Below are 20,557 nucleotides of genomic sequence, written 5' to 3'. Positions count from 1 at the left end.
TCGGTCAGTTGAAGCGCTCGGCGCGGTAGGGGGTGGGGTCGGTAAAGGGCGTTTCGCCGGTGACCATCTGTGCCAGCAGGTGGCCGCTCACCGGGCCCAGGGTCAGGCCGTGGTGGGCGTGGCCGAAGTTGAACCACAGGCCGGGGTGGCGCGGGGCCGGGCCGATCACTGGGCACATGTCCGGCAGGCACGGGCGGCGGCCCAGCCAGGGTTCGGCGTCGAGGCGTTCGCCCAGGGGGTAGAAGTTCCGGGCCAGGGCTTCGCAGCGGCGCAGTTGGATTTCGTTGATCGGGTCGTCGCAGTCAGCGAATTCGATGCCGGTGGTCAGGCGGATGCCGCCCACCATCGGCGCCAGGACGTAGCCGCCCACCGGGTCGAGGATCGGGTGCTGCAAGCGGGTCCCGGGCAGGGCGGCGTAGTGCATGTGGTAGCCGCGCTTGATCGCCAGGGGAATGCGGTAGCCCAGGGGTTCAAAGATGCCGCTGGCTTGCGGGCCCAGCGCCACCACCACTTCCTGGGCGGTGATCGGGCCGAGTTCGCTGTGCACCTGCCAGCCGCCTTCGATCTGGGTCAGGCTCAGGGCATCACCGATGACGAATTGGCCGCCGCGCTGCTTGAACAGTTCGGCGTAGCCACGGGTCAGGCCGCCGGGGTCGCTGACGGTCTTGGGGTCGAGCCAGTGCAGGCCGCCGACTACGTCTTGGTGCAGGCCAGGTTCCAGGGCCCGCAGTGCAGTGCGATCCAGTACCCGGTAGTTGAGCTGGTAGTCGCGCAGGTCGGCGGCGGCGCGTTGGGCGATGTCGAAGGCCTGCTGGTCGTTGAAGGCTTCGAGCCAGCCGCCGTCAGCGATCAGCTGCAGCATGTTGGCCGGGCGGGCCAGGTCCAGGTGTTCGCTCACGCAGCGTTCGATCAGCGGCAGCATGGCGCGAGTGGCGGCAGCCAGGCCCTTGGGCGAGGAGTGGCGCCAGTATTGCAGCAGCCAGGGGCCGGCCTTGGGCAGGTGGCGCAGGCTGTAGCGCACGTCCGATTGCTGGTTGAGGCCGTAGCGCACCAGCTTGGTCACTTCCCGGGGGAAGGCGTAGGGAATCACGCTGGCGCGTTCGATCAGCCCGGCGTTGCCGTGGCTGGTGCCGTTGCCCGGGGGCTGGCGGTCCAGCAGCACTACTTGGCGGCCGCGGGCCTGCAGGTGCAGGGCGCTGCTGACGCCGACGATTCCGGCGCCCAGAACGAGGGTTTGGCAATGCATGTTTCAGTCCTTATGACAGGGGCCGCGGGGCGGCCCGCTCAAGGGTTCAGTTCAGGTGCCGGCCCAGGCGGCCTTCCAGGTATTTGAGGCTGCGCCGCACTATTTCGACGATCAGCAGGTACAGCACCGCAGCCCACAGGTAGATCTGGAAATCGAAGCTGCGGGAGAAGGCCAGCTTGGTCACCCCCATCAGGTCGTAGATGGTCACCAGGGAGGCGATGGCGCTGGCCTTGATCATCAGGATCAGTTCGTTGCCCAGAGGCCCGATGGCGATCAGCAGCGACTGCGGCAGTATCACTTTGCGAAACGCGGTCCAGCGCGACAGGCTCAGGGCCTTGCAGGCTTCGCGCTGGCCCTGGGCTACGGCCAGCAGGCTGCCGCGCAGGATCTCCGCCTGGTAGGCGGCGGTGTTCAGGGTGAAGGCCAGCAGGGTGCAGAACCACGCGTCGCGGAAGAACCACCACAGGCCCACGTCTTGCCAGAAGCCTTTGAACGAACCCAGGCCGTAATACAGCATGAACAGCTGGGCCAGCAGCGGCGAGCCACGGAAGAAGTACACATAAGCCCCGGTGAAGCGCCGCAGGAAACGATTGCTGGACAGCCGCCCGAGGGCGATCAGCAGGCCGAGCACCGCGCCCAGGCTGAAGGAGATCGCCACCAGCTTGGCGGTCACCAGCAGGCCGTCGATAAAGCGCGGGCCGTAGCGTTCCAGCAGTTCCTGGTTGAGGAACAGGTTCAGCAGGTCATCCAGGTTCATGGCTGCAGGCTCCGTTGCGCACGGTTGAAGCGTCGTTCGAGAAAACTGAACAGGTGCCCGGACAGCGCCGAGAAGAACAGGTAGCCAAAGCAGGCCACGCTGTAGAACAGCATGGGTTCCTTGGTCACGCTGACCGCGAGGTTGGTCTGGCGCATCAGGTCCACCAGGGAAATGGTCGACACCAGGGAGGTGTCCTTGAGCAGCGACAGCCAGTTGTTGGAAAGCCCCGGCAGGGCGATGCGGGTCAGTTGCGGCAGCAGCACCCGGGTGAAGGTGGTGCGGCGCGACAGGCTCAGGGCGCGGGCGGCTTCGTACTGGCCCTTGGGCAGGGTCTTGAACGCCGCCAGCCAGATCTCGCTGGAGAAGGCGGCGAACACCAGGCTGAAGGCGATCATCGCGGCGACGAAGGTGTTGATCGCCACTTCACCGGGGTAGCCCAGGGCGCCGAGGATCTTCTGCGCGGCAATCTGGCAGCCGTAGTAGATGACCAGCAGGGTCAAGAGCTCCGGCAGGCCGCGAAACACCGTGGAAAAGGTCGTGGCCCAGGCCCGCGCCCAGCGGTTTTTCGAGCGCGCGGCCAGGGCTACGGCCAGCCCCAGGGGCAGGCCGATGGGCACGCAGGCCAGTGCCAGGGCGATGGTCACCAGGGCCCCGGCAAGCAGGGCCGAGCCCCAGCCGCTGGCGAAGGACAGGAGTGACAGCTGTTCGAACATGCGCGAACCCTCTGGAAAAATGAACCGTGCAGGGCGCCGCCGCGCTCAAGGGAACGCGGGGCAACGGCAGCGGCAAAGGCGGGCGGTCAGTAGATGTCGAAGGCGAAGTAGCGGCTGGAGATTTTCTTGTAGGTGCCGTCGGCAACGATCTCGTCCAGGGCCTTGTTCAGGCGCTCGCGCAGGGCGTTGTCTTCCTTGCGCACGGCGATGGAAGCGTCGGCGGTGGTGCCGTTGACGTCGCCGATGATCTTGCAGCAATCCTTGCCGGTGCTTTCAGCCCAGGCCAGCAGCGGGAACTTGTCGGCGATCACCCCGTCCACGCGCCCGGCGGCCAGGTCGCTGTTGGCTTCGTCCAGGGTCGGGTAGAACTTCACGTCGGCGCCGGCCGGGCCGTAGTGGTCCTCGGCGTAGATGGCCTGGGTCGAGGAGGCCTGACCGCCCACGGTGCGGCCCTTGAAGTTGGTCTGGGCGTCGGTGATGTCCGAGTCCTTGGGCACCGCCACCGACAGCGGGGTGCGGTAGTAGTGGTTGCTGAAGGCGATCTTCTTCTTGCGTTCGTCGGTGGCGATCATCGAGGCCACCACGGCGTCGTATTTCTTCGCCAGCAGCGCCGGGATGATGCCTTCCCAGTCCTGGGCAACGATCTGGCATTCAACCTTCATGCGCTCGCACAGGGCGTTGGCGATGTCCACGTCAAAGCCGTGCAGCTGGTTGTTGGAGTCCACGTAGTTGAAGGGCGGGTAGGCGCCTTCGGTGGCGATCTTCAAGGTTTCGGCCTGGGCCGTGGAGGCGGCGATGACCAGGGCGCAAGCGCCGGCGAAGCGGAGGACGTTGTTCATGGAGCACCTCGGTTATTTATTGTTTTGGTCGGGCGGACGATGTGTAGCCAACAAACTCGTTATGCAGGGCAGCGGTGGCTTCCAGGCGTTTTTCCACCTCGGGTCCCAGGTGCTTGCACACCTCGTTGACCAACAGGTGCACCAGCGACAGCATGGCCGCGGTGGATTCCCAGAACAGGTTGAATTCAGTGGGCACGCGGAACACCTCGTCGGCGTTCTGCTCGGCCCAGTCGCAGAAGGTGTCGGTGACCAGGGTCACCGGAATCCCCGCCTCGCGGGCCTTGTGGCACAGGGTCAGGGCGTGGCGCGAGTAGCGCCTTGCCTCGAACACCACCAGGGCGCAGTCCTCGGCGGGGCTCAGCAGTACGTCGGCGAAATGCCCGGCGGCGCCGTCCACCAGGTGCACGCCGTCGCGCAGGTATTGCAGCAGGTGGACCATGGAGGCGGCGATGCCGCGCTCGGTCTGGAACCCCGCCACGTACACCCGGCGCCGGCTGGCTAGGCGCTGGACCACGGTCTGCCAGGCCGGGGTCAGGCTGTATTCGTAGACCTTGACCAGCGCCGCCACTTCCAGCTCGAAGCTGCGGGGCAGGCCCTGGGCCGCCGGGTTGGGCTGCTGGCGAAATTCCTGCAGGCGGTCGCCCACCAGCCACGGGCCTTCGCCGAGGTCGTTCTTCAGGTCGTTTTTCAGATCCTTGAAATGGCTGTAGCCGATGGCGCGGCAGAAGCGGCCGACGCTGGACTCGCTGACGCCGAGTTTTTCGGCGATGTCGGCGGCGGTCTGGAAGGGCAGTTCATAGAGGTTGGCCAGCATGTAGCTGGCAATCGCCCGGCCCGACGCGGTGGCGCTGGACAGGCTGCTTTCAAGGCGTTGCTTGATGGGCTGGCTCATGGTTGTTTTCATTCTTGTGGGCCGTTGACAATGGAAAATGAATGTTTTCTGTCATGAAGTCAACATTTGACAGTTAACTGGCGTGACGCGATAGTCAGGCACCTTCCAATAACAATTCCAATGGAGCTGCAATGACCGAAGCGAACCAGGCGACCCTGGCGCAGGCACCCGTCGAGTACCTCGATCTGCCTGCCTTGACCGACTTGCTGCAACGCATTTTTCTTCGCCACGGCACCTCTGCCGAAGTGGCCCGGGTGCTGGCTGATAACTGCGCCCGCGCCGAGCGCGACGGTTCCCACAGCCACGGGGTGTTCCGCATTCCCGGTTATCTGTCGTCCCTGGCCAGTGGCTGGGTGAATGGGCAGGCGCTGCCGCAAGTGGAGGATGTGGCCCCCGGCGTGGTGGCGGTGGACGCCGCAGGCGGCTTTGCCCAGCCGGCTCTGGCGGCGGCCCGCGAGCTGCTGCTGAGCAAGGCCCGCAGCGCCGGGATCGCGGTCCTGGCGATTCGCAATTCCCACCATTTCGCCGCCCTGTGGCCGGATGTCGAGCCCTTCGCCGAAGAAGGCCTGGTGGCCCTGAGCCTGGTCAACAGCATGACCTGCGTGGTGCCCCACGGCGCCCAGCGGCCGCTGTTCGGCACCAACCCGATTGCCTTCGCCGCACCCCGCGAGGGCGCCGAGCCCATCGTCTTCGATCTGGCCACCAGCGCCATTGCCCACGGCGATGTGCAGATCGCCAAGCGCCAGGGCCAGCAGCTGCCACCGGGCATGGGGGTGGACCGCGACGGCCAGCCCACTTGCGACCCGGCAGCGATTCTCGACGGTGGCGCCTTGCTGCCCTTTGGCGGGCACAAGGGCTCGGCGCTGTCGATGATGGTGGAGCTGTTGGCGGCGGCGCTGACCGGTGGCAACTTCTCCTTCGAGTTCGACTGGTCACAACACCCCGGGGCGCAAACGCCCTGGACCGGGCAACTGCTGATCGTCATCGACCCCAACCACCTGGGCGGCGGGCATTTTGCCCAGCGCAGCGGCGAGCTGGTGCGGCAGATGCAGGCCGTGGGCCTGGAGCGCATGCCGGGGGATCGGCGCTACCGCACCCGAGCCAAGTCCCTGCAAGAAGGCATTCCCCTGGCCGCCGCCGAACTGGCGCGGCTGCGGGCCCTGGCGGGCGACGACTGAACGGGCGACGACTAAGGACTTCATCCCTTCGCACCCGGGTCCATGAGCCCTTGGTGTTACTCCAGGTAGTGGGCCCGGTAGCGGGCCGGTCGTGGATCGGATTTGCCGCTCCCTGCCAGCCCCTCCAAAGCACCGTGAACTTGCCCCCAAGGCAGCCTATGGGCGGCCTTGGCGCGTTTCGATAATCGCCTCCGACATTTCGTCCCCCGTTTGCGGAGCGCGCCATGCATAACAATAAGAACTGCCAGTACCCTCTGATTCCGGCCCTGCTTGTCGGCCTGTCGACCCTTGGCCTGGGCTCTGTCGCCGAAGCCGAGATCATGCTGTACGACAAGGACCAGACGACCTTTTCCACCGACGGCTACATCAACGCCTTCTACGTCAACAGCAAGGTCGACCGCGCCGGCGACCAGTACGACCGCCGGCAGGCGCGGGTGAAGATGGGCTTTCTGCCCAACTACCTGGGCTTCAACATGGGCAAGCAGGTGGACGACCTCAAGCTCGGCGCCCGGGCCTCGTTCTGGGTGACCATCAACGACAGCGAGACCAACGGCACCGACACCGCCATCGACGTGCGCCAGTTCTACGGCACCGTGGCCAACCCGGAGTGGGGCGAGGTGCTGATCGGCAAGGACTTCGGCCTGTTCGCCCGTTCCAACATCCTGCTCGATGAAATGCTTGCCGGTTACGGCCAGGTCAGCGACAGCCTGGGGCTGGTGGACGGCGGCGGGGTGTCGTTCGGCAACATCGGCAGCGGTTACCCCTATCCCTTTCCGTCGTCGCAGATCACTTACCGCAGCCCGATGATGGACGGCCTGCGGGTGGCGGTGGGCATCCTCGACCCGGTGGACACCAACGACAGCAGCGCCCTGGGCAAGGCCTACCAGAAGAACCCGCGCACCGAGAGCGAGGTCACCTACCAGTTCGACCTGGGCGGGGCCAAGTTCTACAGCTGGCTCAACGGCAGCTACCAGACCTCCGACAACACCGACCCCAACGTGCAGTCGGTAACCTCCAAGGGCCTGGGCTATGGCCTGCAGGCCAAGATGGGCGGCCTGTCCCTGACCGGTTCCGGGTTCCAGGCCAAGGGCATCAACCCGTTTTTCACCAACAACGCCGGCGAGGCCACCCTGCGCAATGTCGACAGCAAGGGCTACCTGCTGCAGGGCTCTTACAAGCTGGGCAAGAACCGCCTGGCGCTGTCCTACGGCAAGACGAAGGACGACGGCAACGGCGTGGTCGGCAGCGGCGCCGATTACCAGACCCGGGGCGTGGCGCTGTTCCACGACATCAACGACAACCTCAAGCTGGTGGCCGAGTACAACCAGTTCGAGATCGACGGCCACCACACCACCGCGCAGAACGAAAACACCGACACCTTCGCCGTGGGCGCGGTGCTGACCTGGTAACCCCAGCGCCGGCCCTGGCGTGCGCATCGCGCCCGGGCCGGCGCCCCGCATTCCCCGCCTATTTTCCGCAACGGCGCCTTCCCCGTAGGAGCCGGCTTGCCGGCGAATAGGCCCGCCAGCCTTGCACCAAACCGGCCGACGCCTTCGCTGGCAAGCCAGCTCCTACGGAGGTGGCGCGCCGCATTCCCGGCCTATTTTCCGCATTGGCGCCTTCCCTGTAGGAGCCGGCTTGCCGGCGAATAGGCCCTCAAGCCTTGCACCAGCTCGGCCGACGCCTTCGCTGGCAAGCCGGCTCCTACGGAGGTGGCGCCCCGCATTCCCGGCCTATTTTCCGCATTGGCGCCTTCTCCCCGTAGGAGCCGGCTTGCCGGCGAATAGGCCCGCCAGCCTTGCACCAAACCGGCCGACGCCTTCGCTGGCAAGCCAGCGCCTACACCCATGGAACCGGCTACCCGCTACCCAAGTAGCATTCGTGCCCCGGGGCCGGCTTCGTACACTCATTGCTCAGACAACCCGCGCCGGAGGCGACGATGCAGCAAGCCCAGAGCGAGGGCGTGGTCAGCGCCATGTCCCAGGCCGTCGATCCGCAGCAGGTGGCCCAGGACCTGGCCAGCCAGTTACTGCATCCGCACCTGGGCTTCGTGCTGTTCTTCTGTTCCGCCGAATACCCCCTGCACACCCTCGGCCCGGCCCTGCAGCAGAGCTTCGGCGGCATCCCCCTGGTGGGCTGCACCAGCGCCGGGGAAATCACCCCGCAGGGCTACGGGCGCAATTGCGTGACCGCCATCGGCTTCGATCACCGGCACTTTTCCATCGCCGCCGAACTGATCGACCAGATGGAGCACTTCAGCCTGATCGACGCCCAGCAGATGGTCGAACGCCTGGTGGGCCGCTGCCGCAGCAACACCCTGGCGCCGATCAAGGGCAACAGCTTCGCTCTGACCCTGCTGGACGGCCTGTCGAGCCGCGAAGAGATGGTGCTGGCCGCCCTCAGCGCGGCCCTGGGGGACATTCCGCATTTCGGCGGTTCGGCCGGCGATGACAACTACCTGACCCACACCCACGTGTATTACGGCGGCGAGTTCCACAGCGGCGCGGCGGTGGTGGTGCTGGTCAACACCTGGCTGGATTTCGAGGTGTTCACCACCCACCACATCCTGCCCCGGGAAGAAAAACTGGTGGTCACCGGCGCCGACAGTACCTTGCGCCGGGTCTATGAACTGAACGCCGAGCCCGCCGCCGAGGAGTACGCGCGGCTGATCGGCGTGCCCCTGGCGCAGCTCGACCATCGGGTGTTCGCCGCCCACCCGCTGGCGGTGCGCATCAACCAGCACTATTACGTGCGCGCGGTGCAGCAGGTGCACCCGGACCTGAGCCTGAGTTTCTACTGCGCGGTGGAGAACGGCATCGTCCTCACCGCCATGACCCCCGGCCCCTTGCTGCCCAACCTGCAACAGCTGTTCGACGGCTTGCAGCAGCGCCTCGGCGGGTTGCTGCTGACCATTGGCTGCGACTGTTTTTTGCGCCGCCTGGAGCTGGAGGGGCAGGGCAGCCTGGAGCAGATCGGGGCCTTTTTGCGGGAACAGCGGGTGATGGGTTTCAACACCTACGGAGAACAGTTCAATGGCATGCACATCAACCAGACCTTCACCGGGGTCGCCATTGCCCGCAGTCGAACTCCGGCCCGCCGCTGAGCTGCAAGCGCAGCTCGACTGCCTGCAGCGCGAGAACCGCAAGCTGCGGCGCATCAACAGCGCGCTGATCGAGCGGGTCGAATCCGGCATCACCCGCGGCAATGACCCCTATGCGGCGTTCCAGCATTCGGTGGTGCTGGCCGAGCAGGTGCGCGAACGCACCGACGCCCTGAACCAGGCCATGGCCGAGCTCAAGGCCGGCAACCATTTGCTCAGCGAAGCGCGGCTGCGGGCCGAGACGGCGCACCAGCACCTGATCGACGCCATCGAGAGCATTTCCGACGCCTTCGTGCTGTTCGACCAGGAGCAGCGCATCGTCCTGTTCAACAGCCGCTTCCGTGCCTTCTGGAGCCACAGCCGGGTGCGGATCATGGCCGGCATGCGCCTCTCGGAAGTGCGCAGGTTGCTGACCAGCACCGGGTTGTTCAGCGAAGAACCGCGCAGTGGCGGTGACGAGCAGTTGCTGTATCGCCTGCACAACGGCCGTTGGTTGCAGGTCAGCGAGCGGCCGACCCGGGAAGGCGGGCGGGTGATCCTGTTCACCGATATCACCGAGGTCAAGCACAGCGAAACCCTGCGCCGGGAACAGGCGGTGGCGCAAAAGTCCCACCTGCTGCAACGGGCGGTGGACAACCTGTCCCAGGGCGTGGCCATGGTCAGCGCCGAGGGCGTGCTGGAGTTGTGGAACCGGCGCTTCCTGGAACTCAGCGGGCTGGCCCCGGTGGCCGCGCATCGCTTGTTTGCCGAGGTCATCGGCGACAGCGAACTGCGCCTGCTGAGCCCCGACAGCCGCGACGCCAACGGCCGGCCGATCCACGAATGCGAGCAACGCCTGAGCGATGGCCGGGTGCTGGAGATCCGCACCCATCCGCTGCCCACCGGTGGTTTCGTCAACACCTTCACCGACATCACCGAGCGCTACCAGCACGCCGAGGCCCTGAGCGAAAGCGAACGCTGGATCCGCCTGATCACCGACCATGTGCCGGCGCTGATCGCCTACCTCAATGCTGATCTGGTGTATGAGTTCACCAACAAGGTCTACGAGGAATGGTACTGCTGGCCCCGCGGCGTGATGCTCGGCCAGAGCCTGCGCGAGGTGCACAGCGAGCAGCACTACCAGCGCCTGGAAAGCTATGTGGAACGGGCCCTGGCCGGGGAGAGCGTGACCTTCGAATTCGCCGAGACCAACATCAACAATCAGGAGCGCTACATGCTGCGCTCCTACGTGCCCAACCGCCTGGCCAATGGCGAGGTGGTGGGGATCTTCGTGCTGATCCGCGACATCACCGAGCGCCGGCGCACCGCCGAGGCCCTGCATCAGGCCTACCAGAACCTGGAGCTGCGGGTGCGCGAACGCACCGCCGAGCTGACCACCCTCAACCAGCAGCTGCTGCGCGAAATCGAAGAGCGCAGCCGGGTTGAATCGCGGCTGCGCGAGGCCAAGGCCGAGGCCGAACGGGCCAACCTGTCGAAGACCAAGTTCCTCGCCGCGGTCAGCCATGACCTGCTGCAACCCCTGAACGCCGCGCGGCTGTTCACCAGCGCCTTGCTGGAGCGTCGCGATCCTCAGGCCAGCAGCGCCCTGGTGCGCAATGTCAGCAACTCCCTGGAAGACGTGGAAAACCTGCTGGGTACCCTGGTGGACATTTCCAAGCTCGATGCCGGGGTGATCAAGGCCGATATCGCGCCCTTTGCCTTGAGCGAACTGCTGGAAAACCTCGCCGCCGAGTACGCCCAGGTGGCCCGCAGCGAAGGCCTGGAACTGCACTTCGTGGCCTGCTCGGCGCTGGTGCGCAGCGACATCCAGCTGCTGGCGCGGATTCTGCGCAACCTGTTGAGCAACGCCATCCGCTACACCCGCCAGGGCCGGGTGGTGCTGGGCTGTCGGCGCCAGGGGCGCTGGTTGTCGATCGAAGTCTGGGACAGCGGCATGGGTATCGCCGCCGAACGCCTGGAGGAAATCTTCCAGGAGTTCAAGCGTGGCGAAGAACAGCGCCCGGACCAGGATCGCGGCCTGGGCCTGGGGCTGGCCATCGTCGAGAAGATTGCCGGGATTCTCGGGCACCGCATTGGCGTGCGCTCCTGGCCGGGGCGTGGTTCGGTGTTCAGCGTGCAGGTGCCGATCAGCGCCAGCGCGCCCTTGCCAGCGCCGCGCCCGGAGCTGGGCGACGCCCTGCTGGAGCGTTTGCAGGGGGCGCGGATCTGGGTGCTGGATAACGACGCGGCGATCTGCGCCGGCATGCGCACCTTGCTTGAAGGCTGGGGCTGCCAGGTGATCACCGCCTTGTCCGAAGAAGACCTGGCGCGCCAGGTGGACGACTACCGCGCCGAGGCCGACCTGCTGATTGCCGACTACCACCTGGACCAGCAACAGAACGGCATCGATGCGGTAGCGCGAATCAACGCCCGTCGCGCCCTGGCGATCCCGGCGATGATGATCACCGCCAACTACAGCAACGAGCTCAAACAGCAACTGCGCGAACTGGGCCACACCCTGATGCACAAACCGGTGCGCCCGATGAAACTCAAGACCGCCATCAGCCACCTGCTGAGCCCAACGCGGCATCCCTGACAACCGTAGGAGCTGGCTTGCCAGCGAAGGGGCCCGCAAGACCGCCTTCGCCGGCAAGCCGGCTCCTACAGGGTCGGTGCACGATCAGCGCAATTCAACGGCGCAGGTAGGCGCCGAAATCGATGTCCCCGGCACTGAGGATCGCTTGCACCCGGTTGTGCACGTTGAGCTTGCGCAAAATCGCCGAGACGTGGGCCTTCACCGTGGTTTCGGCAATGTCCAGGGTGTAGGCGATCTGCTTGTTGGATTCGCCCTTGGTCATGCGTTCCAGCACCAGGAGCTGTTTGCGGGTCAGGGCCTGGAGCAGTTCCGGGGGGAAGCTCGGGGTCTCGCTGCTGCGCCGCCCCGGTTGGCTTTTCTGGGTGCGGATGATGTCCGGCGGCAGGTACACGTTGCCGTTGAGGATCTGTTCGATGGCCTCGGTCATCTGCGAGCGCGCCGAGGATTTGGTGATGAAGCCGACGGCGCCGTAGGTGATGGCCTGGAGCACGATCTGCTTGTCCTGCTCGGCGGAAACGATCACCACCGGAATGGTCGGCGCTTCGTTGCGCAGGGTGATCAGGCCGTTGAGGCCGTGCATGCCGGGCATGTTCAGGTCGAGCAGGATCAGGTCCAGGTCGTCGTGCTCCTGGGTCAGGGCCAGGGCGCTGTCCAGGTCGGCGGTTTCCATCACCTCGCTGCCGGGAAATCCGTCGCTGATGACGTTGTGGATGGCTTCGCGAAACAGTGGGTGATCGTCGGCTATCAGAATTTTATACATGGCCTTTCACCTCGTTATTGTGGTTATGGGGGCGGCAACGCCGTGCTGCGGCGCTCAGGGAAAGGGTTGCGGCCGGGCCGCCTCCACGGGCAGGCCGGCGGCCTCCCAGGCATCCAGGCCGTCGCGGTACCAGTAGATGTTCTTATAGCCCAGGGCTGCCGCGCGTTTTACCGCGTTCCAGCTCAGCCAGCAATCGGCACGGCAATAGAACACCAGGGCGCGCTGCGGGTCGGCGTGGCTCAGCCGTTGCAGGTTGCCGGCGAAATAAGCCTGCCACTCGGGGCTCAGTTCGCCGTCGCCGGTGTTGGCCAGCCAGTGGCTGCCGGGGAGGTTGGCGTGGGGCTCGCTGTCGATGAAGCGGCCTTGCAGCCATTGCCGACGGTAGACGTCGATCAGCAGGGGCGCCGGTTGCTCCTTGAGCAGCTCTTGCAGGCCCGGGGTGTCGATGATCCGGCCCTGGTCGATCTGCAGCGGGGTCGGGCTGCGGTACAGGCTGGTGCGATAGCCCTCGGCGGAAAACAGCGGGGCAGCGGCATGGGCGGCGCCCAGCGCCAGGCTCAGGGTTAGCGCGGCCAGGGTCTCTAAGGCACGGGGCATAAGGCTTTTATCCTTTTTGTTATAGGCCCATTACATGCCAGGGCAGGGCCTTTTGTGAATGCGACCATCGACAGCAAAAGCAGTACCAAAGTCGTAGATCGCCCATGGGCAAGCGCTGTGTAGGAGCCGGCTTGCCGGCGAAAGGGGCCTGGGGTCTGGCGTTGGGATTGCGGGCCTCTTCGCTGGCAAGCCAGCTCCTACGTTGGGTGGAGGTGGGTGGCAGGATTGTGGCTCAGGTGCTTTTGCGCAGGGCGGCGTGCTGGGGGTTGAAGGTCAGCACCGCCAGCAGGGAGAACACCAGGGTCAGGCCCAGGCACACGGCCAGGGCCAGCAGGTTGAGGCGTTCGTACAGGGCGAAGCGCACCAGTTCCACGGCGTGGGTGAAGGGGTTGAGGGCGCACAGCCAGTACAGCCAGGGGCTGGCTTCGAGCATCTTCCACAGCGGGTACAGCGCCGAGGACAGGAAGAACAGCGGGAAGATCACGAAGTTCATCACCCCGGCAAAGTTCTCCAACTGGCGGATGGCGTTGGACAGCAGCAACCCCAGGGCGCTGAGCATCAGGGCCACCAGCAGCAGCGCCGGCAGGGCGCTGAGCAGCCCCATGGCCGGCGGTTGCACGCCATACAGCCAGGCCACGGCGAGGAAGGCATAGACCTGCAGCAGCGAGATCAATGAGGTGGCCAACAGCTTGCTGGCCAGCAGGAAGGCCCGGGGCAGGGGGCTGGTGAGCAGCACGCGCATGCTGCCCATTTCCCGGTCGTAGACCATCGACAGCGAGCCCTGCATGCCGTTGAACAGCAGGATCATGCAGGCCAGCCCCGGGACGATGTAGACCTCGTAGGGAATGTAGGTGCTGTAGGGCTCGATGATGGCGATGCCCAGGGCCGCGCGAAAGCCGGCGGCAAACACCAGCAGCCACAGTAGCGGGCGCACCAGGGCGCTGAGAAAGCGTGTGCGCTGCAGCACGAAGCGCAGCCATTCGCGCAGCACGATGCCGCGCAGGCATTGCCAGTAGGCGTTCATGCGAGCGGTTCTCCGATCGGGGCCGGGCGTGGCTGGGGATTCTGGGTCAGGCGGGCGAAGGCCGCGCTCAGGTCGCCGCCCTGTTCCTGGCTGATGGTGCCGGCCACGCCACTGGCCACCAGGCGCCCCTGATGCAGGATCAGCAACTGGTCGTCGGCCTGCACCTCATCCAGCAGGTGGGTGGTCCAGAGCACGCTCAGACGCTGTTCCTGGCACAGCTGGCGAATGTGCCGGTTGAGCGCCAGGCGGCTGGCGGGGTCGAGGCCGGCGCTGGCTTCATCGAGCAGCAGCAGGCGCGGTTCATGCAGCAGGGCGCGGGCGATCTCCACCCGCCGGCGGTGGCCGCCATTGAGGGCGCGCACGCTATCCCGGCGCCGTTCGCTCAAGCCCTGGCGCGCCAGTTCGGCGTCGATCCGCGCCTGCCCCTGGCGCCGCGACAGGCCATGCAGCGCGGCGTGGTAGTGCAGGTTCTGCTCCACGCTCAGGTCCAGGTCCAGGGTGCTTTGCTGGAACACCACGCCGAGCTGGCGCAGGGCGGCCCGGGCGGCGTTGCGCAGCGAGCAGCCGCCGACGCGGATGTCGCCCTGCTGCAGGTCGTAGAGCCTTGTGAGCAGGGCGATCAGGGTCGACTTGCCGGCGCCGTTGGGGCCCAAGAGCGCGGCGAAGCGCCCGGGAGCCAGGCTCAGGCTGACCTGATCGAGGGCCTGGCGCGGGCCGTAGGCGAAGCTCAGCTGGCTGACCTCCAGGGCGTTCATGGGGTCACCACCACGCCCCAGGGATAGCGCCCGACCTTCACCGACTTGAGCACCTTGAGGCTGTTCACATCGATCACCGAAACATCGCCGCTGACCCCGTTGGTGGCCAGCAACTGGCTCTGGTCCGGGGTGAATGCCAGCTGCCAGACCCGCCGCCCCACCAGCAGGTAGTCGAGGATCTCGTAGGTCTTGGCGTCGATCACCGCCACGTGGTTGGCCGGGCCCAGGGCGACGAAGGCGTACTTGCCGTCGGCGCTGAGCTTGATGCCCACCGGCTGCACCTTGTCCGGGTGCACGCCCTTGATCTTGAAGTTCAGGGTCTTGAGCACCTGGCGCGTGGCCACGTCGAGGATGGTCACGGTGCCGCCGATTTCCGCCGAGGCCCAGAGCCTTGAGCCGTCCTGGTTGAACTCGACGAAGCGCGGGCGCTGGTCCACCAGGGTGCTGTCGGCCAGGGTCTGGGTGCTGGTGTCGATCCAGTGCAGCATGTTGGTGGTTTCGCTGGTGTTCACCGCCCACTTGCCGTCGGGGCTCACCGCCATACCTTCGGGCTCGACCCCGACGTTGATCTGGCCGAGGACCTTGGCGGTCTCGGTGTCGATCACCGTGACCAGCGCATCGTCCTCGTTGGACACGTACAGCCAGCGGTTGTTGGGGTGCAGGGCGAACTGCTCGGGGTCCTTGCCGGACGGCAGCTCCTTGATGATCTTGCGGGTGGCCACTTCCATCACCTGGACCCGGTCCGAATCGCTGGCGCAGATGTACAGCAGCTTGTTGTCATGGGACAGCAGCAGCCCGCGCGGGCGCTGGCCCACCGGCAGGGTCTGGGTGACTTCCAGGGTCTGCAGGTCGATCAGGCTCAGGCTGTTGTCCTTTTCATTGGAGACCCAGGCCGTGGCGGCCATGGCGTGCCCGGCGGCGAGCAGCAGGCCCGCGCACAGGACGGAGCGGCAGAGAAGGGGGCGGCGCATGGCGGATTCCTTGTTGTTGTGGTTATCGGATCAGGGGTAGCGGCAGGTCACTTCGGGGCGGTCGTAGCCCAGGCTGTCCATTTCGTTGAAGGGGTGCAGGAAGCCGTCCTGGGGCGAGGTGCTGACCAGGGCCCGGGGCTGCACCAGGGGAATCGGCTGGCGCAGTTCACCGTTCCACGGCCGGTAGCTGAGCTTGCGGCCCTTGAACCCGTCCAGGGGCAACTGGTCGCTGAGCAACAGGGTCTGCAGGGCCCGAGGGTCGGCCTGGCGCAGTTTGCTCACCGCGCTGGCGATGCTGCGCACGGCCATCCAGGCGGCGAAGTCGCGGTCGTTCATCCAGCGTCCGGCCTGGGCTTCGAAGCGCTTTTGCAGTTGCGCGGCGCCGAAGGTCTCCACGCTCTTGTGCCAGCCGGTGGGGGTCAGGCCCTGGGTGCCGGCCACCGGGCGCGGGAACCAGGTCTGGTAGGGCAGGTACTCGCCGAAGTCGCCGCGCTCGTCGGCCACCAGCACCACGTCGTATTCGGCGGTCTGGGTGAACAGCGGCATGTCGGCCTGGGCGCTGCGGCGCTGGTCGTTGTCGAAGGTCCAGTCTTTCTCGGCGACCAGCTTCACGCCGAAGCGCTGGGTGGCCCGGCGCAGGGCATCGGCGTAGGCCCGGTCATCCTCGGTCTGGCCGACGACGAGCAAGGCCCGCTGCCATTTGCGCAGCACCATGAACTGCACCAGGGCGTCGGCCAGCATCGCCCGGCCGGGCAGGCTGTGCAGTACGTTGCCCAGGCACTGGCTGCTGCGCAGGCGGTCGTCGGGGCTGCCGGCGTTGAACAAGAGGCTGTCGGGCAGGGCGGCGGACAACTCGCGCAGGCTGGCCGCCGGGGCATTCACCACGAACAGCCGCAGGCCCTGGTCGTGCTGGGCCTTGGCGGCTTGCAGCAAGGCTTCGGGGCTGTCGACGCTGGCGCTGTCGAGCTGGAACTGCTGCTTGAGAAAGCGCCCGGTGCTGTTGCTGTCGACAATCGCCAGCTGCGCGCCCTGCAGCCCGGCGTCGGCTGGCTCGGGAATGATGTTGGACAGCAGCGGGCCGGGGTCGGGGTGATAGCCCAGGTAGCCGATGCGCACCTGCAAGGGGTCCTCGCTGGCCTGGCTCGCGGCCAGGGGCAACAGGACCGAGGCCAGGGCCAGCAGGCAGGTCGGGATAAGCGGGGCAGGCTGGTGCATAAGGCACTCCACGGCAGGTGGCGCCAGCATAGGAAGAGTACCGGGGCGGGGAAATATGCAGAAAGTAGCGCCCGGGCAGTACCAAGGTAGTAGCCCGGCGCGGGTGCGGCGGTCTTAGCATGGTTGCAGCGGCCCCGACCCTGGAGAACACCGGCATGCGCATCCTCAAATTGCTGCTGTTGCCCTTGCTGCTGATCCTCAGCCTGATCGGCGTCGACCGTCTGCACGGCCCGCGCCCGGTGCTGCCCCAAGCGCTGCCGTTGGTGCCGGGGCGCTAGGCATGTCGGCGCTGTGGCGGATCAACCTGTGGGTCACGGCATTCTTTGCCGTGGTGACCCTGGCCTGCGCGGCCTTGCTGCTGCACCAGGCGGTGGCCGATGTCGAGCGTGAGTTGCAGTCCGCCGAGGCGGTGGTGGAGTACTTGAGCGACAGCGCCGCGCGCAACCCGGCGGGCCTGCAACCGCACCTGACCCAGAGCCTGCGCCATGTACGGGTGCACTGGCTGGCGGCGGACGAGGCGGCCCGCATGCCGGAGGAGGCCGGGTTGGACGCCTGGCTCGGCCGCCAGCTGTTCAGCGAGCGCCGCCACAGCGCCCGCGAGCTGGACCTGGGCGACGGCCGCCGGGTGCTGATCGCCGTGGACGCGCGGGATGAGATCGACGAAGTCTGGGATTCCCTGCAACAGCTGTTGAGCCTGTGCGGCCTGGCCCTGTTCCTGAGCCTGCTGACCATCCGCTGGGCGGTGCGCCGCGGCATGGGCCTGCTGGATGACCTGTTGCGGGCCTTGCAGCAGGTGTCCGGCGGGCAACTGGCGGTGCGCCTGCGCGAAGCCGGCCTGCCGGAAGCGCGGCAACTGGCCGGGCACTTCAACCGCATGACCGCGACCCTGGAACAGACCCGCGCCGACAACGCGCAACTGACCCAGGCCCTGCTGGCGGTGCAGGAGCGCGAGCGCACCTACCTGGCGCAGACCCTGCACGACGACCTCGGGCAATACCTGGCGGGCATCCGCGCCCAGGTCTGCCTGCTGCGCATGGTGGCCGACCAGCCGACGGTAGTGGAGCACACGGCCCAGGCCCTGGAGCTCAACTGCGAGCGCTTGCAGCAAGGCTTTCGCGCCCTGGTGCAGGACCTGTACCCGGTGGTGCTGCAGCACCTGCCGCTGGCCGAAGCCTTCGGCCTGCTGGTGAGCCAATGGCAGGACAGCCAGGGCATCGACTGCCAATTGCGGGTCGGCGCCGACCTGCCAGCGTTGCCCAGCGCCAGCAAGACCCACCTCTACCGCCTGCTGCAAGAAGCGCTGACCAATGTCGCCCGGCACGCCGGCGCCAGCCAGGTACGGGTGCGCCTGCAACGCAGCGCCCGGGGCCTGCGCCTGCTGGTGCGCGACAACGGTCGCGGCGCGCACCAGCCCCAGCGCCCCGGCGTCGGCCTGCACTCGATGGCCGAACGGGCCCGCAGCCTGGGCGGCGAACTGCACATCCTCAGCCGTCCCGGCGCCGGTTGGGCCCTGGCCTTGAACATGCCCCTGAACATGCCCATGGAGGCCTGATGAACATCTTGTTGGTGGATGACCACGCCGTGGTCCGCCAGGGTTACGCCAGCCTGCTGCGCGCGGTATTGCCGGCGATGCAGGTGCGCGAAGCGGCCAGCGGCGAAGAGGCCCTGGCCCGGGTCGCCGAAGAAGTGCCGCAGCTGGTGATCATGGATTTCGGCCTGCCGGGCATCAGCGGCCTGGAGACCACCCGCCGCCTGCGCCAGCGCCTGCCGCAACTGCGGGTGCTGTTCTTCAGCATGCACGACGAACTGCCCCTGGTGCGCCAGGCCCTGGAGGCCGGCGCCTCGGGCTACCTGACCAAGAACTCCGCGCCCCAGGTGCTGATCGAAGCGGTGCACCGAGTACTGGCCGGGCACGCCTACATCGAACAGCCCCTGGCCACGCAACTGGCCTGCACCCCGGCGCAGAACAGCAGCGACCCGCGTTTGCAGAGCATGACCCAGCGCGAGCTGGAGATCTTCGTGATGCTGGCCAAGGGCACCCCGGCGCGGGTGATTGCCGAGCAGCTGTGCATCAGCGCCAAGACTGTGTCCAACCATTTGACCTTGCTCAAGAGCAAGCTGCAGGTCAGCTCCCATGCGGAACTGGTGCATTTGGGGATTGATATGGGGGTGGTGCGGGTGAGTAGCGGCTAGCTACAAGTGGTAAGCGGCAAGATAAATTCAGTATTTTGCTTATTATTTTGCTAATTCACGGGATAAAAATCAGATTTATGAAGTTATTGGGTTCTTCATAAATTTCCAGCATAACTCTATAATTTTGAGTGTTATGTGAGATTTAAGGATTTAACACTCGATATGCTGAATTTAACGCTTGCCAGGCCGGATGAGGTGCTCAAGCTGCTTTGCACCCGCCTGCGCCAGGAACGCCTGTCCCAGCAGATGACTCAGGCCGAAGTCGCCGCCCGTGCCGGCATCGGGGTTGGCACCCTGTCCAATCTGGAGGCCGGGCGTAGTGTCGCATTCGACAGCGTGGTTCGCGTGGCGATGGTGCTGGGGCGTCTTCGCGAGCTGGAGCAATTATTCCTGCCGCAGCTGGAAAGCCTCGACGACATCCTCCGTTATGAACAGGGCGCCCAGCGGCAGCGCGTCAAAAGGAAGTCCGCCGATGCTTAAGCAAGTCGATGTCTACTACGACGGTTGGGGGGAGCACTGGCGCTGGGGTTCGCTGGTATCCACGACGGCGCTGACCGGCCGCCCCTTGATTGCCTTCGAGTACAGCGAGGAGGCACAGGATCGCGGCCTGGAACTGTCGGCCTTGCGCTTGCCGCTCAAGGGCCCGAGGCTGCGTCGGGACTTTCCCGATCATCAACTGTGGCTGCCGGGGCCGGTCTATGACTCGCTGCCTGACGGTTGGGGCATGTTGCTGATGGATCGCCTGTTCAAACGCCGTGGTCTCAACCCCGCGCAGATTGGTCCTTTGGAGCGACTGACCTATATCGGCACCCAAGCCATGGGCGCGATGTCGTTCGAGCCTGTGGCGCCGGAGCTGTTCATGGCGCCTGAAGAGGTTCCCCTTGAGCGACTGGCTGCCGAAGTTCAGGAGGTGCTCCATGGTCAGGGCGGGGAGTTTCTGCAGCGACTGCTGCGGATGGGCGGCTCGCCGCAGGGCGCTCGACCCAAGGCCTTGCTCTATCGCGACCCTGAGGGAGGGCGTTTCAGCACGGCGGCGGCATCTGGCCTGGAAGCCTGGTTGATCAAGTTCCCGGGAGCGGGTGAACACCCCGAGGTCTGTGCTATCGAAGCTGTCTACGCACAATGCTTGCGCGAATGCGCCATCGAAACGTCGGACAGTGAACACTTCGAGCTACCCAATGGACAGGCGGCCTTCGCCACCCGAAGATTCGACCGGCACAAAGACATGCGCGTGCCCATGCAAAGCCTGGCCGCCTTTACCGGTGCGGACTACCGAGCAGCCGGGGCGCTGGACTACAGCAATTTCCTGCGGGCAACCCAGTACTGCTGCAATGATGTGCGGGAAAAGGCGCTGGCCTTTGCCCGGATTGTGTTCAACGTGGCGTTCAACAACCGTGACGACCACCCGAAGAATTTTGCCTACCTTATGTCGTCGAGCGGCCAGTGGAAGCTGGCGCCGGCTTACGACGTGACCTTCTGCGAGGGGCCGGGCGGCTATCACCAGATGGACGTATTGGGCGAGGCGTTGCACATCACTCGCAAGCACTTGCTCAGGCTCGCGGCGGTGGAGGCGGAACTCTCGGTGAGGGAGGCCACCGATATCATCGAGCACATCTGCCAGGTTGCCAGCGGCTTTACCCGCAGCGCCCGGTCCCGGTTCCCGGGTGGCATCACCGTGGACACCCTGAGCATGATTCAGGCGCGCATCGACGAAAACCTTGCGCGACTCAGCTAGCGTGGCT

At 66.1% G+C, this 20,557-nt stretch carries 20 protein-coding genes; 9 read left to right on the top strand and 11 right to left on the bottom strand.

Annotated elements, in window-relative coordinates; all coding sequences use genetic code 11:
• Window positions 1-4: 4 nt before the first annotated feature.
• The 5 genes from M2395_RS10020 to M2395_RS10000 all read right to left on the bottom strand — a co-directional run bounded on the left by M2395_RS10020 (window position 5) and on the right by M2395_RS10000 (window position 4,447).
• Window positions 5-1,246 (bottom strand): FAD-binding oxidoreductase, encoded by a 1,242-nt coding sequence (locus M2395_RS10020; RefSeq protein WP_077933782.1) that lies wholly within the window; start codon window positions 1,244-1,246, stop codon window positions 5-7.
• A gap of 46 nt (window positions 1,247-1,292) precedes the next feature.
• Complete coding sequence (locus M2395_RS10015) at window positions 1,293-2,003, bottom strand: ABC transporter permease (RefSeq protein ID WP_072444735.1); 711 nt, start codon at window positions 2,001-2,003, stop codon at window positions 1,293-1,295.
• A complete protein-coding gene (locus M2395_RS10010) occupies window positions 2,000-2,716 on the bottom strand; it encodes an ABC transporter permease (protein WP_123430370.1) in 717 nt (238 codons plus the stop codon). Before M2395_RS10010 ends, M2395_RS10015 begins: the two co-directional genes overlap by 4 nt.
• A gap of 86 nt (window positions 2,717-2,802) precedes the next feature.
• Window positions 2,803-3,555 carry a transporter substrate-binding domain-containing protein gene (locus M2395_RS10005; RefSeq protein WP_123430371.1) on the bottom strand — a complete coding sequence of 251 codons (753 nt, stop codon included), beginning with the start codon at window positions 3,553-3,555 and terminating at the stop codon, window positions 2,803-2,805.
• 16 nt (window positions 3,556-3,571) lie between these two features.
• Entirely contained in the window at window positions 3,572-4,447 is an 876-nt protein-coding gene (locus tag M2395_RS10000; protein WP_047285528.1) for a MurR/RpiR family transcriptional regulator, read from the bottom strand.
• Between the two features lie 131 nt (window positions 4,448-4,578).
• Here M2395_RS10000 and M2395_RS09995 point away from each other — a divergent pair, with 131 nt between their 5' ends.
• From M2395_RS09995 to nahK, 4 genes are all read left to right on the top strand, one after another.
• A complete protein-coding gene (locus tag M2395_RS09995) occupies window positions 4,579-5,625 on the top strand; it encodes an Ldh family oxidoreductase (protein ID WP_185057765.1) in 1,047 nt (348 codons plus the stop codon).
• A 224-nt stretch (window positions 5,626-5,849) separates the two neighbouring features.
• Window positions 5,850-7,034, top strand: coding sequence for a porin (locus tag M2395_RS09990; RefSeq protein ID WP_123430372.1), 1,185 nt, complete (start codon window positions 5,850-5,852; stop codon window positions 7,032-7,034).
• Between the two features lie 530 nt (window positions 7,035-7,564).
• Complete coding sequence (gene nosP / locus M2395_RS09985; protein ID WP_077933786.1) at window positions 7,565-8,728, top strand: nitric oxide-sensing protein NosP; 1,164 nt, start codon at window positions 7,565-7,567, stop codon at window positions 8,726-8,728.
• Window positions 8,658-11,300 (top strand): hybrid sensor histidine kinase/response regulator NahK/ErcS', encoded by a 2,643-nt coding sequence (gene nahK, locus M2395_RS09980; RefSeq protein ID WP_123430373.1) that lies wholly within the window; start codon window positions 8,658-8,660, stop codon window positions 11,298-11,300. Before nosP ends, nahK begins: the two co-directional genes overlap by 71 nt.
• A gap of 94 nt (window positions 11,301-11,394) precedes the next feature.
• Here the strand turns inward: nahK and M2395_RS09975 are convergent, their stop codons facing one another.
• The 6 genes from M2395_RS09975 to M2395_RS09950 all read right to left on the bottom strand — a co-directional run bounded on the left by M2395_RS09975 (window position 11,395) and on the right by M2395_RS09950 (window position 16,622).
• The gene (locus M2395_RS09975; protein ID WP_011060504.1) at window positions 11,395-12,060 is read right to left on the bottom strand and encodes a response regulator transcription factor; all 666 of its coding nucleotides are present in this window, start codon (window positions 12,058-12,060) and stop codon (window positions 11,395-11,397) included.
• A 54-nt stretch (window positions 12,061-12,114) separates the two neighbouring features.
• Window positions 12,115-12,657 carry a PQQ-dependent catabolism-associated CXXCW motif protein gene (locus M2395_RS09970; RefSeq protein ID WP_011060505.1) on the bottom strand — a complete coding sequence of 181 codons (543 nt, stop codon included), beginning with the start codon at window positions 12,655-12,657 and terminating at the stop codon, window positions 12,115-12,117.
• Between the two features lie 232 nt (window positions 12,658-12,889).
• On the bottom strand, window positions 12,890-13,681 hold the full coding sequence (locus tag M2395_RS09965; protein WP_123430374.1) for an ABC transporter permease: 792 nt from the start codon (window positions 13,679-13,681) through the stop codon (window positions 12,890-12,892).
• Complete coding sequence (locus M2395_RS09960; protein ID WP_015635006.1) at window positions 13,678-14,436, bottom strand: ABC transporter ATP-binding protein; 759 nt, start codon at window positions 14,434-14,436, stop codon at window positions 13,678-13,680. Before M2395_RS09960 ends, M2395_RS09965 begins: the two co-directional genes overlap by 4 nt.
• Complete coding sequence (locus tag M2395_RS09955) at window positions 14,433-15,407, bottom strand: YVTN family beta-propeller repeat protein (protein ID WP_123430375.1); 975 nt, start codon at window positions 15,405-15,407, stop codon at window positions 14,433-14,435. The genes M2395_RS09960 and M2395_RS09955 overlap by 4 nt, the downstream gene beginning before the upstream one ends.
• A gap of 30 nt (window positions 15,408-15,437) precedes the next feature.
• Window positions 15,438-16,622, bottom strand: coding sequence for an ABC transporter substrate-binding protein (locus tag M2395_RS09950; RefSeq protein ID WP_077933789.1), 1,185 nt, complete (start codon window positions 16,620-16,622; stop codon window positions 15,438-15,440).
• 119 nt (window positions 16,623-16,741) lie between these two features.
• Here M2395_RS09950 and M2395_RS09945 point away from each other — a divergent pair, with 119 nt between their 5' ends.
• The 5 genes from M2395_RS09945 to M2395_RS09925 all read left to right on the top strand — a co-directional run bounded on the left by M2395_RS09945 (window position 16,742) and on the right by M2395_RS09925 (window position 20,550).
• On the top strand, window positions 16,742-16,900 hold the full coding sequence (locus M2395_RS09945) for a hypothetical protein (RefSeq protein ID WP_185057770.1): 159 nt from the start codon (window positions 16,742-16,744) through the stop codon (window positions 16,898-16,900).
• A gap of 2 nt (window positions 16,901-16,902) precedes the next feature.
• Complete coding sequence (locus tag M2395_RS09940) at window positions 16,903-18,174, top strand: sensor histidine kinase (protein ID WP_053150460.1); 1,272 nt, start codon at window positions 16,903-16,905, stop codon at window positions 18,172-18,174.
• Complete coding sequence (locus M2395_RS09935) at window positions 18,174-18,815, top strand: response regulator transcription factor (protein ID WP_053150463.1); 642 nt, start codon at window positions 18,174-18,176, stop codon at window positions 18,813-18,815. The genes M2395_RS09940 and M2395_RS09935 overlap by 1 nt, the downstream gene beginning before the upstream one ends.
• A gap of 162 nt (window positions 18,816-18,977) precedes the next feature.
• The gene (locus M2395_RS09930) at window positions 18,978-19,295 is read left to right on the top strand and encodes a helix-turn-helix domain-containing protein (protein ID WP_053150465.1); all 318 of its coding nucleotides are present in this window, start codon (window positions 18,978-18,980) and stop codon (window positions 19,293-19,295) included.
• Entirely contained in the window at window positions 19,288-20,550 is a 1,263-nt protein-coding gene (locus M2395_RS09925) for a type II toxin-antitoxin system HipA family toxin (protein WP_053150467.1), read from the top strand. Before M2395_RS09930 ends, M2395_RS09925 begins: the two co-directional genes overlap by 8 nt.
• Window positions 20,551-20,557: the final 7 nt, after the last annotated feature.

The sequence above is a fragment of the Pseudomonas sp. BIGb0176 genome (genome assembly GCF_024810175.1).
Lineage (GTDB): Bacteria > Pseudomonadota > Gammaproteobacteria > Pseudomonadales > Pseudomonadaceae > Aquipseudomonas > Aquipseudomonas protegens.
This window is presented reverse-complemented; position numbering and strand designations above follow the sequence as displayed.

What these genes read in the sequence shown, in the direction of transcription:
- M2395_RS10020 (WP_077933782.1), bottom strand. Translation starts at nt 1,246, where the DNA reads ATGCATTGCCAAACCCTCGTTCTGGGCGCCGGAATCGTCGGCGTCAGC.
- M2395_RS10015 (WP_072444735.1), bottom strand. Translation starts at nt 2,003, where the DNA reads ATGAACCTGGATGACCTGCTGAACCTGTTCCTCAACCAGGAACTGCTG.
- M2395_RS10010 (WP_123430370.1), bottom strand. Translation starts at nt 2,716, where the DNA reads ATGTTCGAACAGCTGTCACTCCTGTCCTTCGCCAGCGGCTGGGGCTCG.
- M2395_RS10005 (WP_123430371.1), bottom strand. Translation starts at nt 3,555, where the DNA reads ATGAACAACGTCCTCCGCTTCGCCGGCGCTTGCGCCCTGGTCATCGCC.
- M2395_RS10000 (WP_047285528.1), bottom strand. Translation starts at nt 4,447, where the DNA reads ATGAGCCAGCCCATCAAGCAACGCCTTGAAAGCAGCCTGTCCAGCGCC.
- M2395_RS09995 (WP_185057765.1), top strand. Translation starts at nt 4,579, where the DNA reads ATGACCGAAGCGAACCAGGCGACCCTGGCGCAGGCACCCGTCGAGTAC.
- M2395_RS09990 (WP_123430372.1), top strand. Translation starts at nt 5,850, where the DNA reads ATGCATAACAATAAGAACTGCCAGTACCCTCTGATTCCGGCCCTGCTT.
- nosP (WP_077933786.1), top strand. Translation starts at nt 7,565, where the DNA reads ATGCAGCAAGCCCAGAGCGAGGGCGTGGTCAGCGCCATGTCCCAGGCC.
- nahK (WP_123430373.1), top strand. Translation starts at nt 8,658, where the DNA reads ATGGCATGCACATCAACCAGACCTTCACCGGGGTCGCCATTGCCCGCA.
- M2395_RS09975 (WP_011060504.1), bottom strand. Translation starts at nt 12,060, where the DNA reads ATGTATAAAATTCTGATAGCCGACGATCACCCACTGTTTCGCGAAGCC.
- M2395_RS09970 (WP_011060505.1), bottom strand. Translation starts at nt 12,657, where the DNA reads ATGCCCCGTGCCTTAGAGACCCTGGCCGCGCTAACCCTGAGCCTGGCG.
- M2395_RS09965 (WP_123430374.1), bottom strand. Translation starts at nt 13,681, where the DNA reads ATGAACGCCTACTGGCAATGCCTGCGCGGCATCGTGCTGCGCGAATGG.
- M2395_RS09960 (WP_015635006.1), bottom strand. Translation starts at nt 14,436, where the DNA reads ATGAACGCCCTGGAGGTCAGCCAGCTGAGCTTCGCCTACGGCCCGCGC.
- M2395_RS09955 (WP_123430375.1), bottom strand. Translation starts at nt 15,407, where the DNA reads ATGCGCCGCCCCCTTCTCTGCCGCTCCGTCCTGTGCGCGGGCCTGCTG.
- M2395_RS09950 (WP_077933789.1), bottom strand. Translation starts at nt 16,622, where the DNA reads ATGCACCAGCCTGCCCCGCTTATCCCGACCTGCCTGCTGGCCCTGGCC.
- M2395_RS09945 (WP_185057770.1), top strand. Translation starts at nt 16,742, where the DNA reads ATGGTTGCAGCGGCCCCGACCCTGGAGAACACCGGCATGCGCATCCTC.
- M2395_RS09940 (WP_053150460.1), top strand. Translation starts at nt 16,903, where the DNA reads ATGTCGGCGCTGTGGCGGATCAACCTGTGGGTCACGGCATTCTTTGCC.
- M2395_RS09935 (WP_053150463.1), top strand. Translation starts at nt 18,174, where the DNA reads ATGAACATCTTGTTGGTGGATGACCACGCCGTGGTCCGCCAGGGTTAC.
- M2395_RS09930 (WP_053150465.1), top strand. Translation starts at nt 18,978, where the DNA reads ATGCTGAATTTAACGCTTGCCAGGCCGGATGAGGTGCTCAAGCTGCTT.
- M2395_RS09925 (WP_053150467.1), top strand. Translation starts at nt 19,288, where the DNA reads ATGCTTAAGCAAGTCGATGTCTACTACGACGGTTGGGGGGAGCACTGG.